This is a genomic window from Novosphingobium sp. SG751A (assembly GCF_013149295.1).
Classification (GTDB): Bacteria; Pseudomonadota; Alphaproteobacteria; order Sphingomonadales; family Sphingomonadaceae; genus Novosphingobium.
Genome location: NZ_JABGCB010000008.1, coordinates 1 through 15,447, shown reverse-complemented (window position 1 = coordinate 15,447; position 15,447 = coordinate 1). Strand labels below are relative to the sequence as shown.

The 15,447-nt window shown below is 62.4% G+C and carries 10 protein-coding genes and 1 pseudogene; 3 read left to right on the top strand and 8 right to left on the bottom strand.

Annotation, left to right across the window (positions count from 1 at the left end; genetic code table 11):
* Positions 1-20: 20 nt before the first annotated feature.
* The 5 genes from FHW96_RS12070 to FHW96_RS12050 form a co-directional block, all read right to left on the bottom strand.
* Positions 21-1,067, bottom strand: coding sequence for a glycoside hydrolase family 105 protein (locus tag FHW96_RS12070; RefSeq protein WP_253950930.1), 1,047 nt, complete (start codon positions 1,065-1,067; stop codon positions 21-23).
* A 69-nt stretch (positions 1,068-1,136) separates the two neighbouring features.
* Positions 1,137-4,103, bottom strand: coding sequence for a beta-galactosidase (locus tag FHW96_RS12065; protein WP_172340832.1), 2,967 nt, complete (start codon positions 4,101-4,103; stop codon positions 1,137-1,139).
* An 11-nt stretch (positions 4,104-4,114) separates the two neighbouring features.
* Positions 4,115-4,429, bottom strand: a complete 315-nt coding sequence (locus FHW96_RS12060) for an L-rhamnose mutarotase (protein WP_172340831.1) — start codon at positions 4,427-4,429, stop codon at positions 4,115-4,117.
* Between the two features lie 85 nt (positions 4,430-4,514).
* On the bottom strand, positions 4,515-5,957 hold the full coding sequence (locus tag FHW96_RS12055; RefSeq protein WP_172340830.1) for a glycoside hydrolase family 28 protein: 1,443 nt from the start codon (positions 5,955-5,957) through the stop codon (positions 4,515-4,517).
* Positions 5,954-7,498 carry an alpha-N-arabinofuranosidase gene (locus FHW96_RS12050; RefSeq protein WP_172340829.1) on the bottom strand — a complete coding sequence of 515 codons (1,545 nt, stop codon included), beginning with the start codon at positions 7,496-7,498 and terminating at the stop codon, positions 5,954-5,956. Before FHW96_RS12050 ends, FHW96_RS12055 begins: the two co-directional genes overlap by 4 nt.
* Positions 7,499-7,585: 87 nt before the next feature.
* Between FHW96_RS12050 and FHW96_RS12045 the strand changes: the two genes are divergently transcribed.
* A complete protein-coding gene (locus FHW96_RS12045) occupies positions 7,586-8,821 on the top strand; it encodes a rhamnogalacturonan acetylesterase (RefSeq protein WP_253950909.1) in 1,236 nt (411 codons plus the stop codon).
* A 68-nt stretch (positions 8,822-8,889) separates the two neighbouring features.
* Here FHW96_RS12045 and FHW96_RS12040 read toward each other — a convergent pair whose 3' ends face one another.
* A complete protein-coding gene (locus FHW96_RS12040) occupies positions 8,890-11,775 on the bottom strand; it encodes a TonB-dependent receptor (RefSeq protein ID WP_253950908.1) in 2,886 nt (961 codons plus the stop codon).
* Between the two features lie 298 nt (positions 11,776-12,073).
* Between FHW96_RS12040 and FHW96_RS12035 the strand changes: the two genes are divergently transcribed.
* Positions 12,074-12,856 (top strand): IclR family transcriptional regulator, encoded by a 783-nt coding sequence (locus FHW96_RS12035; RefSeq protein WP_253950907.1) that lies wholly within the window; start codon positions 12,074-12,076, stop codon positions 12,854-12,856.
* On the opposite strand, the gene FHW96_RS12030 is transcribed toward FHW96_RS12035, so the two are convergent.
* Both FHW96_RS12030 and FHW96_RS12025 read right to left on the bottom strand, forming a co-directional pair.
* Positions 12,853-14,235, bottom strand: coding sequence for a glycoside hydrolase family 28 protein (locus FHW96_RS12030; protein ID WP_371815698.1), 1,383 nt, complete (start codon positions 14,233-14,235; stop codon positions 12,853-12,855). The genes FHW96_RS12035 and FHW96_RS12030 overlap by 4 nt on opposite strands.
* Positions 14,236-14,299: 64 nt before the next feature.
* On the bottom strand, positions 14,300-15,070 hold the full coding sequence (locus FHW96_RS12025; RefSeq protein ID WP_172340828.1) for a FadR/GntR family transcriptional regulator: 771 nt from the start codon (positions 15,068-15,070) through the stop codon (positions 14,300-14,302).
* A 129-nt stretch (positions 15,071-15,199) separates the two neighbouring features.
* Here FHW96_RS12025 and FHW96_RS12020 point away from each other — a divergent pair.
* Positions 15,200-15,447, top strand: a pseudogene (locus FHW96_RS12020) (bifunctional D-altronate/D-mannonate dehydratase); the annotation flags it as partial.

Below are 15,447 nucleotides of genomic sequence, written 5' to 3'. Positions count from 1 at the left end.
TTTCTTTGCGCGCCTTACGCTTAACGCCGATGCAGCGCCTCGGCCAAAGCGCAGATGGCCAGCGATTGCCCATAGGGCATCGAGGTCAGCGCAATATCCTTATAGAACTGCATCGTGTCGCCCATCGCCGTGCCGAAAGACACCTGCGTCAATTCGCCCTCCGGGTTGATATGCTCGATCACGCCCTGCACGGCTTTCAGACCCACCGCCTCATATTCGGCGGGAAGCAGGCCCATGCGCACAGCCTTGAGGATGCCATAGGCAAAACCCGCCGTGGCCGAGGCCTCAAGGTATGAGGTCGGGTCCATCACCAGCGTATGCCACAGGCCATTGTCCGCCTGCGTCGCGGCCAGCGTTTTCACCTGCGCGGCCAGCGTATCAACGAGGAAGGTACGAAACGCATCCCCCTCGGGCAGGCCCAGCAATTCGATGATTTCAGGGATAGCAATCGTGATCCAGCAATTGCCCCGCGCCCACAGAGCGCCCGCGAAATTATGCCGTCCGTTGAAGTCCCAGCCATGGAACCACAGGCCGGTCTTGGTATCGAACAGATATTTGATATGGACGAGGAACTGGCGCTTGGCCTCCTCGACATAATCGGGGCGATCCAGCAACAGGCCAAAGCGCGCCAGCGGCAGGACCGACATCATCAGCGTATCGTCCCACATCTCGCCGGGGTTTTCGTCATTATAGACGATGTGCTGAAAACCGCCCTCCTCGGTCTTGGGCAGGCCATCAGGCGCCATCAGCCAGTCGGCCCACTCCTGAATTTGGGCCAGCCATTCGGCATTCGGCTCGCGCTCATAGAGATAGGAGAGCGTGAGGAAGGGCGAGACGGTGTTGATATTCTTGGTCGTGCCGCGCGGCAATTGATCGTCAAACCACTGGCGGATGATGGTCAGCGCCTTGTCATCGCCGGTCTGCTGATAATAGCGCCACATGCCGAACAGGCCGATACCATGGGTCCATTCCCAACCGTTCCAGCCCTTGGTGTCGATCACGCGGCCATCCTCAAGCCGCAGAAGGAATTCGCCGGTTTCATCATGGATCGAAATCAGATTGTCCATCAGGCGATGGATCAGCCCGATCAGATCGGCGCGTGCAGGAAGAGTTGCGGACACTGTATTCTCCATGGATCAATGGGTTGGCGCAAGGCCGGCGGGGGCGGCCACTTGCGCCACCTCCAGCCCGCTGCGGCGATTTTGCAAGGTGACGAGGCGCACATTCTCGGGCGCATTGGCCGGTGCGCCGTCGCTGGTGACGGCAAGGGCGATGGTATTGGCCCCATGATGGTTTAGGATGCCTTCGGGGATCGGAAAGATCCGCTGCGGCCCGACATGGGCGATGAATTGCCCCATGTTCCAGCCGTTGACAAAGATCAGCACCCGGTATTGGGCGGATGAACGCGGTTTGGTGGTGTCGCCAAACGCGATGCCGATGGTGGCGTCCTGTCCGCGCGGCACATTGAGCGTGACATGGGTGCGATACCAGTTCGTTCCCGCCCCGCCCTGCGGCAAAGCGGCGCCGGTCGCGCGCCAGGCATGATCGTCGAAACCGGGCAGATGCCAGCCCATCCGCTCGCCATATTGCCCGCCATTGTTGGGCGTACCGCGCGCGCGGTCGGCAAAATCCTCACCTCCGCTGCGGCCCTGTATCCGCCAGTTCAGCGTCACGGCAAAGGCAGGCCCCGTCAGCGGTTCGAGCGAGGCGGCGATCAGGCCCCGCCCCTCCTTATGCTCATCCATCGCGGTCAGGTCCCAGTTATGACCATTGTTGCGCACCATGACGGACAGGACATGATCGCCGGGCGTGCGCGCCGCATCGGGCATGGCAATGGTGATATTGCCCGTGGTGATCGGGCGCGGCATGGCGGCGGGCAGGTCCTGCTGACCGATCAACCGGCCATCGAGGAACACCTGCACCATCCCTGCCCCGCCCGCGCCATAGGTCAGGCTGAGCCGCTGGGCCCGCTGGTCGCCGCTGAAATGGGCGCGATACCAGACATCGCCCTCGTGGAAACCATAGGGGTCCATGGTCAGCGTGGGCTGACCGGCGGGCTTCTGGCTCTGGCTGGCGTCGGCGCGGTGGTCGATGGCCTGCCATGCGCTGTCGTCGAAAGCGGGGGTGGCCTCAGGCGTGCCTTCGGCCATGCGCCAGTCGGATAGCGCGGGCAGCGCGATGGGGGCCGGTCCGGGAATGGGCGCGATGGATTCAAACGATCCGCCCGCTGCCTGCCGCATCGCCACAGGGATGCCGTTCCATGTGATGCGTGTTTGTTTGCTCCACACGCGCAAGGGAGCAGACACAACCGTATCGCCGATCAGCGCCAGCGTCCCGCCCTTGGCGCGCGCATGGCGCAACAGCGCAGGCCCGCAGGCCAGCACGCCATCGGCATCCCAGCACGCTCCGCCCGCCGCATCATCGCCCAGCAGGAGCGTCAGCGCAGGCCGCCCGCCCCCGCTGATCTCCACCGTGGACAACGCGCCATGGGTGTAATCCAGCGTCAGATCGCCGCGCGATGCATCCCATGATGCTGCAACGCCATCGGGCGCCTTGACCGCGGGTTTGCTGGTATAGCGCAGCACGGTTCGCCCCCCCTCGCCAGCGCGGCCGATCAGCAAGAGCAAGCCATCACGCGCGGTCTGGATCTGGCTGGTGGTGTAAACCACCCGCTGCCCCGCGACATTGACCCCGGCCACGATCCATTTGGCGTCATAGCCATTGAGGCGAACCTGCGGCATCTGATAATGCCCATCGGGCAGATCGGCGGCAAAGGTAAAGCTGGTGTCCTGCGTCAAATGCCCCGGCTGATGCGCAGCAAGGATCAGGCGGGCGTCCGTTTCGGGGCTACGATTGTGATAGAGGCGGATGGCCTCCGAGGAAGGCGTCAATTTGTCCGCCGGGACCATCGCGGCAATCTCGGGCACGGCCGCAAGAGTGCCGCCGATAGGCTTCAACGCCAAGGCTTTTTCACGCAGGGATCGGTCCTCGGCAATGGCCGCGCCATAGTCATAGGAGGTGAACACCACGGGTGCCGGCAGCCAGCCCCATGAGGTGCCGCCATAGCCCATATAGATGCTTTGCAGGCCGATGCCGTTGACGAAATTGGTGCCGTAGAACAGGCGGCCATAGCTCGGCCCGGTCTGTCCGGCATTGCAGGCATAGATCCCGTCCGAGCCCCAATAGTCGAACCAGCCTCCGCCGATTTCCGCAAGGAACCCCGGCGTATCGGGCGATGCGGACGCCCCGCCTTTGGCCCCGCCGATGCCGTAATATCCCCAATCGGGCGCGCCATTGCCGCGCGCGATTTTCCCCTGCGCTGAGCAGGTGCCGCCGGGATAGCCGTCAAAGGCATACATATCGACCGGACCATGAACCACGCCCGAAACCGGCGAGCCATCTGGCACCCAATTGCCATTGCGGCCCGGATCATTGTGAAAAATCGGCACGGTGATGCCATGCTCACGCGTCACGGCATAGAGGTGGTCCATATAGCGGCGATGGGCCGGGCTGGTCTGGGAAAGTTCGTTCTCGATCTGATGCAGGATGACGGGGCCTTTTGCGCCATTGATCTGATGGCGCGCCACGATCGCGTCGATGGCCGCCAGCCATTCATCGGCGGCTTTCAGATAGTCCGGATCGTCGGTCCTTGCCCGCGCCCGCTGGTTGTTCAGCCAACCGGGGAAGCCCCCCCGCGCCAATTCCGCGTTCACATAGGGACCCACGCGGGTGATGACATACAGCCCCTCCTCGCCCGCCATGGTGATGGCGCGTTCCATGTCGCGGATGCCGGTGAAATCCAGCTCGCCCTGTTTGGGGCTGTGATAGGACCAGTCGAAATAGAAGGTGACGGTGTTGAACCCGCTGGCCTTCAGCTTTTGCAGGACATCGCGCCACAGGTCGGGGCTTGGCAGGCGATAAGGGTGAAATTCGGCGGCCCAGATCGGCGTGCGTTTGCCATCAATCATCAGCGAGCGGCCATCGAAAGACACGCGGCCAAAACTCTTGACCGGAGCCTTCATATTGACCGTCGGGCGCGCCTCCTGCGCCATGGCCGGAACAGCGATCAGCGCGGCAACGCCGGCCAGCAAGCAAGAACGCATCGCCACCCCCATCAGGCCATGTGAAACATCGGCACCAGCGGCCATTCGCGCGGGCGATTGTCGAACTCGACCTCCATCAACGGCGCCATCGCGGCCCACCACAGTTTCATCACCGGCTCATCGGGCAGGCTCTCGCGCCTGTTCTCCTCGGCCAGCCGCAGCACGGCAAAGAGCGCCAGCGTGGTCTCATCCAGAAAGATCGAATAGTCGCTGATCCCCGCCTCATGCAGCAGATCGACCAGCTCGGGCCAGATCTCGTCATGGCGTTTCCGATATTCCCCGACCATGCCGGGCTTCAATTGCATCCGGAATGCGAACCTTTGCACTGGCCTCTCCAAAATCCCGCATTATGCACATTTGTTGCTTATTGTGATACACAGAGGTCGGATCGCCGTCAATCGCCCAAATGGGTCAGACGGGCTGCCAAAGCGGCATTTCCCGCAGATTCAGGCCCTGCGCATCCTGCACAATCACCGGCGGGCGGGCCTCGTCCCCGGCATGGCAGGCGTTGAAACGTTCGATGGTCACATCCTGAACATCGCGCATCCACAACGCCCATGCAGGCAGCACGCCGAACATGCTGGGTTCGGGATAGGCATTGGCGACCTGCGGAGGTCGGCGGGCAGCGTCCTGCGCCGTACCGCCGCCCTCAAAACTCAGGTCGATGTCGCGCAGCACCACCTGCTGCACCGGATGACCGGGCAAGCCCGCCAGGATCGCAGGGAATTCGTGGGCGATCCCCTCGGCGCGGATCTGGCTGATCTCCACCCGGCGCAGCGCCCCGATCCGCGTCTCCTCCGGCCCGCGCAGCCGCGCGCCCAGACGCAGGAAAATCGGCGCGGTGGTCACCTCCTGCATGGTCAGGCGACGGGCGGTAATATCCTCAACCGTGGCGCCATCAACGCATTCGATGGCCAGCCCCCGGCTGCGTTCAAACAGGCAATCCTTGATGGTGATACGGCGAATGTCGCCATTGGTTTCGGTGCCGATCTTGATCCGGCCTGTCACCCGGTCGCGGTCGGGAGCGAATTCTTGCGCGCGCGCGCGCGTGCCGTCCAGCATCGTGCCAAGGTCATAGCCCGAGACCGTGCAATGGCGGATGGAGATATCCTCCGATGGCGTGATCCGCCCAAGGCCAAGGCTGGTTTTGACCACGATGGCATCGTCATTGGGGCTGTTCACCCGGCAATGTTCGACCACGCAGCGCGAGACGCAGTCAAGGTCGATCCCATCCCGCTCGGTGTCGATGGACAGGTGGCGGATCGCCATATCGGTGCATCCGGTGGCGAGCACGGCGAAATGCCCGCCCCCCGCGATGGTAAAGCCCGACAGTTCGACATGGCGGCATTCACGCAACCCTATCGCCTTGTTGCCGAGGCCGCGCATCGCGGCATGGCTCTGCTCCAGCGCACCGACTTCGGCCTCGCTCATCGCCGCCATCGAGAGCGGCCTTTCACCCGCCTGCGCGCGCCAGAGCGAACCGGGGCCGTTGCGGGTAAGGCCCCGCCCCTCGATCCGGCCCGGCCCGGTGATGGCAATGTCATGCTGGCCAATGGCCCAGATCAGGCTGTTGCACCAATGGCTGTGGCCGAAATCCTGATAGAGCTGCGGCCCATTGTCCTCCGGCGCATCATAGGCCCCGCCGTGGCGCGCGGGGTCGGCCGCCTCAATCACCGTCCCCTCACCCAGATGCAGCCGGACGCCGGAAAGCAGGCGTATCGAGAAGCAGAGGAAGCGGCCCGCAGGCAGCTCCACCACCCCGCCGCCACGCTGATGCATGGCGGCGATGGCAGCATTGATCGCGCCATGGGCAAGGCTGCGCCCATCGGCAAAAGCGCCCAGATCCGCGATCACGGCAGGTCCAGCACGACCAGCGATTTGGCGGGCAGATCGACCACCAGCTTTCCATTGGCAACCGAGGCCCCGGTAAAGGCCACCGGATGCACCCGCGCACCATTGGCAAAATCGTTCACATCCTGAACCCGTTCGGAAGTCAGGATGCGCCCCGAAACGCGGGTGGATTGGACGCCGGACAGCGCGATTTCCAGATGCTGCGCCTTGCCCGGATCGATGTTGACGAGAGCCACATGCACCGCCCCATCCTTGCCCCGTGCCGCCGCGCCATGGAGCGCGGGCGACACCCATTCGTCGCGCCCATACCAAACCTTGGGCAGATCGAGCGGCAGGGCGGTCGCGTCCTGAAATCCGCGATACATGTCGAACACATGATAGGTGGGCGTCAGCACCATCTGCGCGTCCTTGGTCAGGATCATCGACTGGAGCACGTTCACCATCTGGGCAATGTTGGTCATGCGCACGCGGTCGGCATGGCGGATGAACAGGTTGATGTTCACCCCCGCCAGCAAGGCATCGCGCAAGGAGTTCTGCTGATAGAGGAAACCGGGATTGGTGCCCGGCTCCACATCGGTCCAGATGCCCCATTCATCCACCGCCAGATTGACCCGCCGCGCCGGGTCATATTTGTCCATGACGGCGGAGTGCCTGGTCAGCAATTCCTCCATCTTCCACGTCTTGGCCATGGTGCGGGCATAGTCGGTTTCGGTAAAATCGCTGGCCGAACCCTTTGATTTCCAATCGCCCGGAATGGTGTAATAATGCAGGCCGATGCCGTTGATCAGGCCGCCCGCCTCGCGCATCATCACCTCGGTCCAGTTATAATCCGGGCCATTGGCGCCGCTGGCGATTTTCTGGATCTTGGTGCCAAAGGGCACTTTGACGAAAGTGGCATAGCGGCGCGTGACATCGGCGGCATAGTCCGCCTTCATATTGCCGCCGCAGCCCCAGAGTTCATTGCCGATGCCGAAATAGGGCAGCTTCCACGGCTCCTTGCGCCCATTGCGCGCGCGTTCCTCGGCCAGAGTGCCTTGTGGAGCAGTGATATATTGCACCCATTCCTCCATCTCTCCGGCGGGCGCGCTGCCCACATTGCCCGAGACATAGGCTTCGGCGCCGATCAGCTCGGCAAAGTCCATGAATTCATGCGTGCCGAATGTGTTGGGCTCGGTCACGCCGCCCCAGTGGGTGTTGATCTTGACCGGGCGTTTCGCGCGCGGGCCGATCCCGTCGCGCCAGTGATATTCGTCGGCAAAGCACCCGCCCGGCCAGCGCACCAGCGGCACATGCAGCGCCCGCAGCGCCTCGACCACATCGCGGCGATAGCCCTTGATATTGGGAATTTTCGATTCCGGCCCGACCCAGATCCCGCCATAAATGCCATAGCCCAGATGTTCGGCAAACTGACTGAAGATGCGCGGATCGATGGTGGGACCAGCGCTCTCGCCATGCAGGGCGGCGGGGGTTTGGGCATGAAGCGCGGGCGTTGTGACCAACATCAGTGCAGCGGACGCCAGTAGGCGGATGGAACGACGAATCATGGTCTCTCCCTGACCTTTATGTTACGTACATTGTGAGAATAGATTTCACATATAGAAAATCAAGATGGGTAAGGAGATGTTTGTTCCATGGCACGATTGTCCCTGCTTCTGGCCGCAATGGGCGCCGGCATGATGCCCCCGCCCGCCCATGCTCAAACCGCGCGCGTGTGGCGCCTCGACGGCCCGGCGCGCAGCGGGGAAAGCGCGATTGCGCCCGGCGCGCCCTATACCCCCGGCGCCGATGGTTATGATGGGGCCGGCTATGAAAGCGATGGCGCCCTGTCCCTGCCTGTGCCCGAGGGCAACTGGCGCATCACGCTCGATCTGGGCAGCGACAAAAGCGCAGGCCAAACCACGGTCAAGGCCGAGAACCGTCGCCTCATGGTGCTGAACGTCGCCACAGCACGGGGGCAAAGCATGACCCGGCGCTTTATCGTCCATGTTCACAATGCGAGCCTTGGCGCGGTGCCCGAAAATGCGCCGGGGGGCGATCATGTCCGCCTGCGTCCCGATCAGGCGGCGCAACGCAACTGGGACGACCGGCTGACGCTGGAGTTTCTGGGCGCGCGCGCCGTGCGATCCGTGACAGTCGAACCCGCGCAGGGGCCGACCATCTTCCTCGTCGGCGATTCCATGGTGGCCGATCACCCGCGTGAGCCCACCGCCAGTTGGGGCCAGATCCTGCCGCTGATGCTGGATGATACGGTAGCGGTGGCCAATTATGCCGAAAGCGGGGCGACGCTCAAATCCTTCCTCGCCGACCTGCGGCTGGACAAGGTGCTGAGCCTGATCAGACCGGGCGATTATCTGTTCATCCAGTTCGGCCATAACGACCAAAAGTCCCAATGGCCCCAGACCTATGCCGAGGCGAGGACCACCTACCACGCTTACCTCAACGCCTATATGGCCGAGGCGCGGCGGCGGGGGGCCACACCGGTTCTGGTCACCAGCCCGGAGCGGCGCAATTTCGATGCGGGCGGGCGGATCATCCCTTCGCTGGGCGACTATCCGGCCGTGATGCGGGAAATGGCCGCCGATATGCATGTTCCCCTGATCGACCTCAACCGCGCCAGCGTCACTCTGTACGAAGCGTTGGGGCCGGATCGCGCACCGGCCATGTTCAATGACGAAGGCCGCGACAAAACGCATTACAACGCATGGGGCGCATGGATGACCGCGCGCATCATCGCCGATGGCATCCGCGCCGCTATTCCTGCGCTGGCCCCGCATATCACATCGGCCCCTTTCGATCCTGCCCGCCCGGAAAATGTCGCCATCCCGCCCAGTGCGCTGACTTCTTCGCAACGCCCGCTGGGGAATTAAAAAAAGGGCCGCCGGATGCCTCGTCCGGCGGCCCCGAAACACGCGGGGGAGCGTGTAGGGAGGAACTGTTAGAACTTGGCGTTCACGCCCACGGTGATCGTGCGGCCCGTGCGGGTGTTGAACAAAGGATCCTGACGGCCGCTGTCTATATAGAGCGTGTTATGCTCATCGGTCAGGTTCTGACCTTCGATGGTGAACTTGATGTCCTTCATCAGATTGTAGCTGAACGAGGCGTCCACAAAGGTCGTGGCGTGATTGCCCAGAATGTCGCTGTCATTTGCGCCCGAGGGGATCTGGCGGATGAAGGGGCCGCGATAGTTGATCGTGCCGCGAATGCTGAACTTGCGGTTTTCGTAATAGAGCGTGCCGCTGGCCGTATCGGGCGACATGTTGACCAGATTGGCCGTGGTCGAAAGCGTGGCTGCGCCGCCGCTCGATTGCAGCACGTAATTCACCTTGGACGAAACATGGGTGTAATTGGCCAGCAGACCGAAGTCCTTGGCAAAACCGCGCAGGAAGGTGAAGGGCAATTGCAGATTGACCTCGAACCCGTTGAGCGGCCCGCCCTTGGTGTTGACCGAGCGCGTCACGGTGAACAGATCGGTCGGCTGTGTGCCCGCCGTGGTCAGCAGCGAATTGGGCAGGCCCAGCGTGTTATAGGGCACGAGGCTGCTGACCGACTGGATGTAGGTGCTGATATCCTTGTGGAAATAGGCCACCGAAAGCAGCGAGCCGGGGCGGAAATACCATTCCAGCGCCGCGTCATAGGTCGTTGCGCGGATCGGGTCGAGATAGGGGTTGCCGATGGTGGCCGTGCGCGTGACGGCATTGACCGATCCGCCCGAGGGCAACACGCCCAGTTCCGGACGGCTCATCACCTTGGCCGCGGACAATCGGCCCAGCAGATGCGGCGTGAATTCCAGCACCAGATTGGCCGAGGGCAGCCAGTCATTATACGAGCGGTCCACAATCGCCGGGATCGCCACCGTGGGATAGGCCGAACCGGCCGCCGCATTGGTCGGCACATAACCAACCGTGTGCTGGGTGGTGTTGACGAAGCGCACGCCAATGTCACCCCGGATCGGGATCGGCAGCGTGTCGGGCAGGTTGAATTGCCCCATCAGGAAGGCCGACTTTTCCTCTTCGCGCACTTCGGGCGAGCCATTGCCGCATTCCACGCCGCAGAAGGCGAAATTGTTGAAGCCGACGGTCTGCTTCCACTTGTCGATATCGGTGGCAATAAAGCTGGAAAGCGCGCCGGGGATCAGCAGATTGTTGAGGCCCGTGATCTGATAGGTGAAATCGGCCACCGAGGCGCCGGCGGGCAGCGCCGTGGTTGCCTGATTGGCGGGAGCCACGCCCAGCACGCGGTTCTTGAATGCGCTCTGGCGATATTGCGCCCCGCCCTTCAGCTTGAACGCATCGTTGAATTCATAGGTGGAATTGGCCTCGAACGTATAGTTGTCGGTCGTCACCTTCCAATTGCGCGTGTTGAAATTGCCCAGCACGGTGCCGTCCGCGCGGCCCGGCGCATAGTTGAAATTGGCCGGGTTCGACACGTCGATGCCATATTTCATGACCGGGATCGAACCGCCGCCGCGGAAGTCAATCGAATATCCGGGCGTGTCGATGGCATCCAGATTGACCGTCAGACGCTCGGGATTGTCAAAGATCGACTTGGAATAGCCCGCCATCACATCAATGGTCAGATGGTCGGTGAACTTGTGATGGATGTTCAGATTGGCTTGGCCGAAGGTGGTGGTGAATTTGTCGCGCAGGCTTTCCGAGCGCAGGTCCACCCCGTTGAACAGGCCATAGAGCAGCGAACCATTGGGCTTGACCGAGAGATCGACCACCGACACCATCGGCTGCCCATTGTTGCTGCTGTTGCGCGCAAAGGAGAGCGCGTCGATATAATTGTCCCAGCGCGTCACCTTATAGCGCGAGAACAGTGCGTCGAAGGTGATTTCCGTGGCATCGTCGGGCTTCCATTGCAGGGCGAGCGAACCGCCCATACGCTCTGCATCCTGACGCGAATTAAGATAGCGCGGGATGCGCGGCAGGAACACGCCGCCGCCCGCCTGCCCCGAAGGGCCGGTCAGCGACTGGATCAGATTATAGGCCGCCGTGGACCCCGTGCGCGGATTGCCGGTCGAACAATTGGCCGCATCCGTGCCCTTGGCCGCATTGGTGGCCGGGTTCTGCGTGGCATAGCCAACCGGCGAGCAGAAGCCGCCATTGACGTAGGTGGGCAGGATGTTGACCGCCGAATAGCCCACTTCGCGGATGTTGCGGTGGCTATAGCTGGCCGTGGCGAGCACGCCGAACGTACCCTCCTCATTCTGCTTGGACAGCAGTACAGAGAAGCGCGGATCGAGCTTTTTGCTGACCTCATTCCACACGCCCTTGGCCGAAACGGTGGCGACAAAGGTCTTGTGGAAATCGAGCGGATGGGGGGCCTTAAGGTCAACTGTCGCGCCCAATGAGCCTTCTTCCACATCGGCCGAGGGTGTCTTGCGCACGGCCAGTTCGGAGAAAATCTCGGTCGGGAAGACGTTGAAGTCGAAGCTGCGGCCCGTATTGCCCGCGCCGTAAATGTCGGACGAACCGGTTTGCGCGGTGCCTTCCATGCCGTTCAGGCGAACGCGGGTGAAGGCCGCCCCAAGGCCACGCACCGAGATGTTCTTGCCCTCGCCGCCATCGCCGCGCGCCAGTGCGATACCGGGCACCCGCTGCATGGATTCGGCAAGGTTGGAGTCGGGAAACTTGCCCACGTCCTCGGCCTTGATCGTGTCGATGGCGGCGGCCGACGCGCGCTTTTCATTCAGCGCGGCGGCCAGCGAGGTGCGGAAACCGGTGACGATGATCGTCTGTTCATCACCCTTGGCGGGCGCGGGCGTTGTCGGCGTTTGAGCCTGCGCGCCGGCGGCAAGCCCTGCTACGATGATCGCCAACCCGGATGTCGCCAGACGCAAGTGTGCTGAAATCTGCCCCAAAGTACCCTCCATCATCCCATGTGCGGGCCCTGCCTCTGCTTGCCGGATTTACGGCAACGGGCGTCCCGTTGGCATGATGGATAAGTCCGATATGTGAGCGCGTCAATCCATATATTGCAAGCAAATTTCATATTGCGGGACATTGCTATGAATTTTTACGGAAATCCGCCCCTGTTGCATTTTGCACACACCGCCCCCATGTTTCACATTGCGCACACCGCATTGCTTTCGCGCCAAAAGGATCTAAAAGCAGCCCATGGCCGACGACGACACTCAGGAAACCACACCGGACAGCAACACCGTAAAGGGTGCGCAAACGCTGATGCGCGCGCTCGACATCCTGGACGAGGTAATCGACGGGCCGATCCGCGCGGTCGATCTGGCGCGTAAACTGGGCATGAACCGCACCACCGCGCATCGTCTGGCCCATGCGCTGCGCACGCGCGACTATCTGGCCGTGACGCCTGACGGCTTTGCACTGGGGCCAAAATTGCTGCAGTTGGGAGTGCTGGCCAGCGAGCAGACTGATTATGTCCGCATCGCCCGCCCCCGCATGGAGGCACTATCGGCCCAGACCGGATTTTGCGTCTTCATCGGCAACCGCGAAGGCAATTGGTCGCGCCATCTCGAACGCGTGACCGGGCGCCAGCGCCTGCGCGTGGCCACAGCGCCGGGAGACCGCCGCCCGATTGCGGAGACGGGCCTTGGCAAGGCACTGATGCTGGATGACAGCGAAGCCAGCTGGAAAAAGCTCTGGAAACAAGCCCACGCTGACAGCGGGACCGAGGCCGATCTGGAGGATTTCCTGACAAGGATGCGCGCCTACAAGGAAGAAGGCCTTGTGCGCCATGACAGCGAATTGGGCGACGGTGTGCGCTCCATCGCCGCCCCGGTGCGCAATGCGCGCGGTGCGATCTGCGTGGCCATCAGCATCGCCAGCGCCGCCCATTATCTGACCGATGACATTGCAGGCGATCTGGCCGACAAGGTCAAACAATGCGCCGACGATGTCAGTGCGGCGATTGGCTGGCGGCCTTAATGGTCTGAAAAATGCATAACATTGTCGAGCGTGGTCCCGGCCGCGCCTTCAACGGCAATGTCGGACAGCGTGACATCGCGCACCGGCGCTTCGCGCTCGGCCTTAATGTTCACGCGAAAACCCGCGCCGGCTACCTTGACGCCCGACACATGCACGCCCTCAATCGGCGTCAACCGACGCTGATAGGTGGGCAGCAAAGTGCGCCATTGATACAGCACATCCGTCTCAATAGAGAGCACCCCGCCCTTGATCGCCCCTGCGGCAATATTGGTCATATGGATTGCGCGCACAAAACCGCCCCGCCGCTCATTGGTCTTGATATAAAGCAGATTATTGAAATCGCTGTTGGTTTCGCCGCGCACCTCCTGAAACACACGGCATTGGTCCACCCAGACATTCTCCACCCCGCCCGACAACTCGCTGCCGATGGCCATCAATTGATGCCCGTTGCGCACATGGCATCGCCGCACCACAATGTTGCGCGCGGGCGTGGCCAGACGCCATGCATCATCCTCACGCCCCGATTTGACGGAGACCGCATCGTCGCCCTGATCAAAGCGGCAATCCTCGATCAGCACGTTCTGGCTCATCTCCGGATCGCATCCGTCATTGTTATGGCCGCGCGCGCGGATATTGGCCCGGCGCAGCACGACGTCGCGCGAAAGATAGAGGTGCACAGTCCAGAAGGGGCTGTTTTCAATTGAAATATCCTCGATCAACGCATGGCGGCAACGGTTGAACTGGATGAATTGCGGGCGCAGATGAGCCTGGCCTTTGGTCATGTCGCGCTGTTCGGTCGGAACGCCTGAACGCGCCATCTGGTAAAGCGCGATCAGCGCGTCGAGATGCGCCTTGGGCCGCGCAGCCCACTGCTGCCACACATCCATGCGCGCCTGCACCTTGCCATGCCCGGAAATGGCAATGTTTTCGCAGTCATAAGCATAGATCAGCGGGGCATAATTCATGCATTCCACACCCTCCCAACTGCTGGACACCGGGGGCAGATAATCGGCCGGATCGGGCGAGAAAAGCAAGGTCGCTCCCTCCTCCAGATGCAGATCGACATGGCTGAGCAGGCGGATGCCGCCCACATCCCACGTCCCGGCGGGGACCACCACACGCCCGCCGCGCACCTTATTCGCCGCTGCCACGGCGCGAGCGATGGCCTGCGTGTTGCGCCGCCGGTCGGCAGGACGCGCGCCGAACCGGGTGATCGAAAAGCGCGGCGCCGCAGTGAAATCCGGCACTGCAATCGGCTCCATCGGAAACGGCGCCTTTATACTCACCTGCTCCATGCGCAATGCGGGGGCCGCAGCCCCGCTCAGCAAAGGCACCAAGGCCAGCCCCGCGATGGCTTCACGCCGGTTGGGATGAGTCACGAATCCTCCGATATATGGAATTACTATCCATATATCGTACAATCACCCCGCCCGAATGCAACGCTCAACTGGTAGCTTTAGTATACCGATCTCTTCGCGCCTGAGATGCGCGACGAGCTTCGGCGATGGCCTTTTCCTCGGTGGCGAAGAGGAGGCTGTCGAGGACGGAGGCGAGGTGGGTGCGCATGGCGGCGCGGGCGGCGGCGGGATCGCGGGCGCGCAGGGCTTCGAGGACGGCGGTGTGCTCCTCGACCACGGGCTTGATGTTGGCGCTGCGGGCCTTTTCGTGCAGCAGCGCGCTCTCGGGCGAATCCGCGCGCAAGGACCAGAGGCGCTCGACCGCCTCGGCCACGGCCGCATTGCGCGTGGCCCGCGCGATGGCCAGATGGAACGCGCGGTCGGCCTTTTCCGTGCCATGCGGGTTGCTGTTCTCGCTCTCGATCTCCTCGACCAATGCGGCCAGTTCTGCCAGACCTTCCTCGGTGATGGTGGTCGCGGCCAGCGCGGCGGCCTCGCCCTCGAACAACAGGCGCGCCTCGGTCAGTTCGAAGGCGGAAATGTTGAAGCCGGGGATGTCGCCCTTGCCGGGCAGGCGCTTGACATAGGCGCCCGAACCCACGCGGACCTCAACCAGCCCCTGCACTTCCAAGGCGATCACCGCTTCGCGCACGGTGGGGCGTGAGACGTTGAATTGCGCTGATAATTCGCGCTCGGCCGGCAGTCGGTCGCCCACTTCATAGCGGCCGCTGACAAGTTCATCCATCAAACGCCGCGCAAGGTCCTGATAGAGGCGTTCCTGTGTGGGACTGGCCTGCACTGGACTGGTATCATTCATTGAGGTCACCTTCCGCGAAATGGCCTTACCGCTTAATTAGAAATTGACAGGCCAACTCAAATTGGTCAAGAGTCTTCTCTAGCACAAGCAGACCAATTCGGGAACATTATCCCCATGAGCACCGCTCCCATGAAAATCACCTCCGCCCGCGTCATCGTCACCTGCCCGGGTCGCAACTTCGTCACGCTCAAGATCGAGACCGATCAGGGCGTCTACGGCATCGGCGACGCGACGCTCAACGGCCGCGAAAAGGCGGTTGTCAGCTATCTGGAAGACCATGTGATTCCGTGCCTTATCGGCATGGACCCGCGCAATTCCGAGGATATCTGGCAGTATCTTTATCGCGGAGCCTATTGGCGCCGCGGGCCGGTCACGAT

Coding starts and splice junctions, on each gene's coding strand:
- FHW96_RS12050 (WP_172340829.1), bottom strand. CDS start 7,498: ATGATTCGTCGTTCCATCCGCCTACTGGCGTCCGCTGCACTGATGTTG.
- FHW96_RS12065 (WP_172340832.1), bottom strand. CDS start 4,103: ATGCGTTCTTGCTTGCTGGCCGGCGTTGCCGCGCTGATCGCTGTTCCG.
- FHW96_RS12035 (WP_253950907.1), top strand. CDS start 12,074: ATGGCCGACGACGACACTCAGGAAACCACACCGGACAGCAACACCGTA.
- FHW96_RS12025 (WP_172340828.1), bottom strand. CDS start 15,070: ATGAATGATACCAGTCCAGTGCAGGCCAGTCCCACACAGGAACGCCTC.
- FHW96_RS12070 (WP_253950930.1), bottom strand. CDS start 1,067: ATGGACAATCTGATTTCGATCCATGATGAAACCGGCGAATTCCTTCTG.
- FHW96_RS12045 (WP_253950909.1), top strand. CDS start 7,586: ATGGCACGATTGTCCCTGCTTCTGGCCGCAATGGGCGCCGGCATGATG.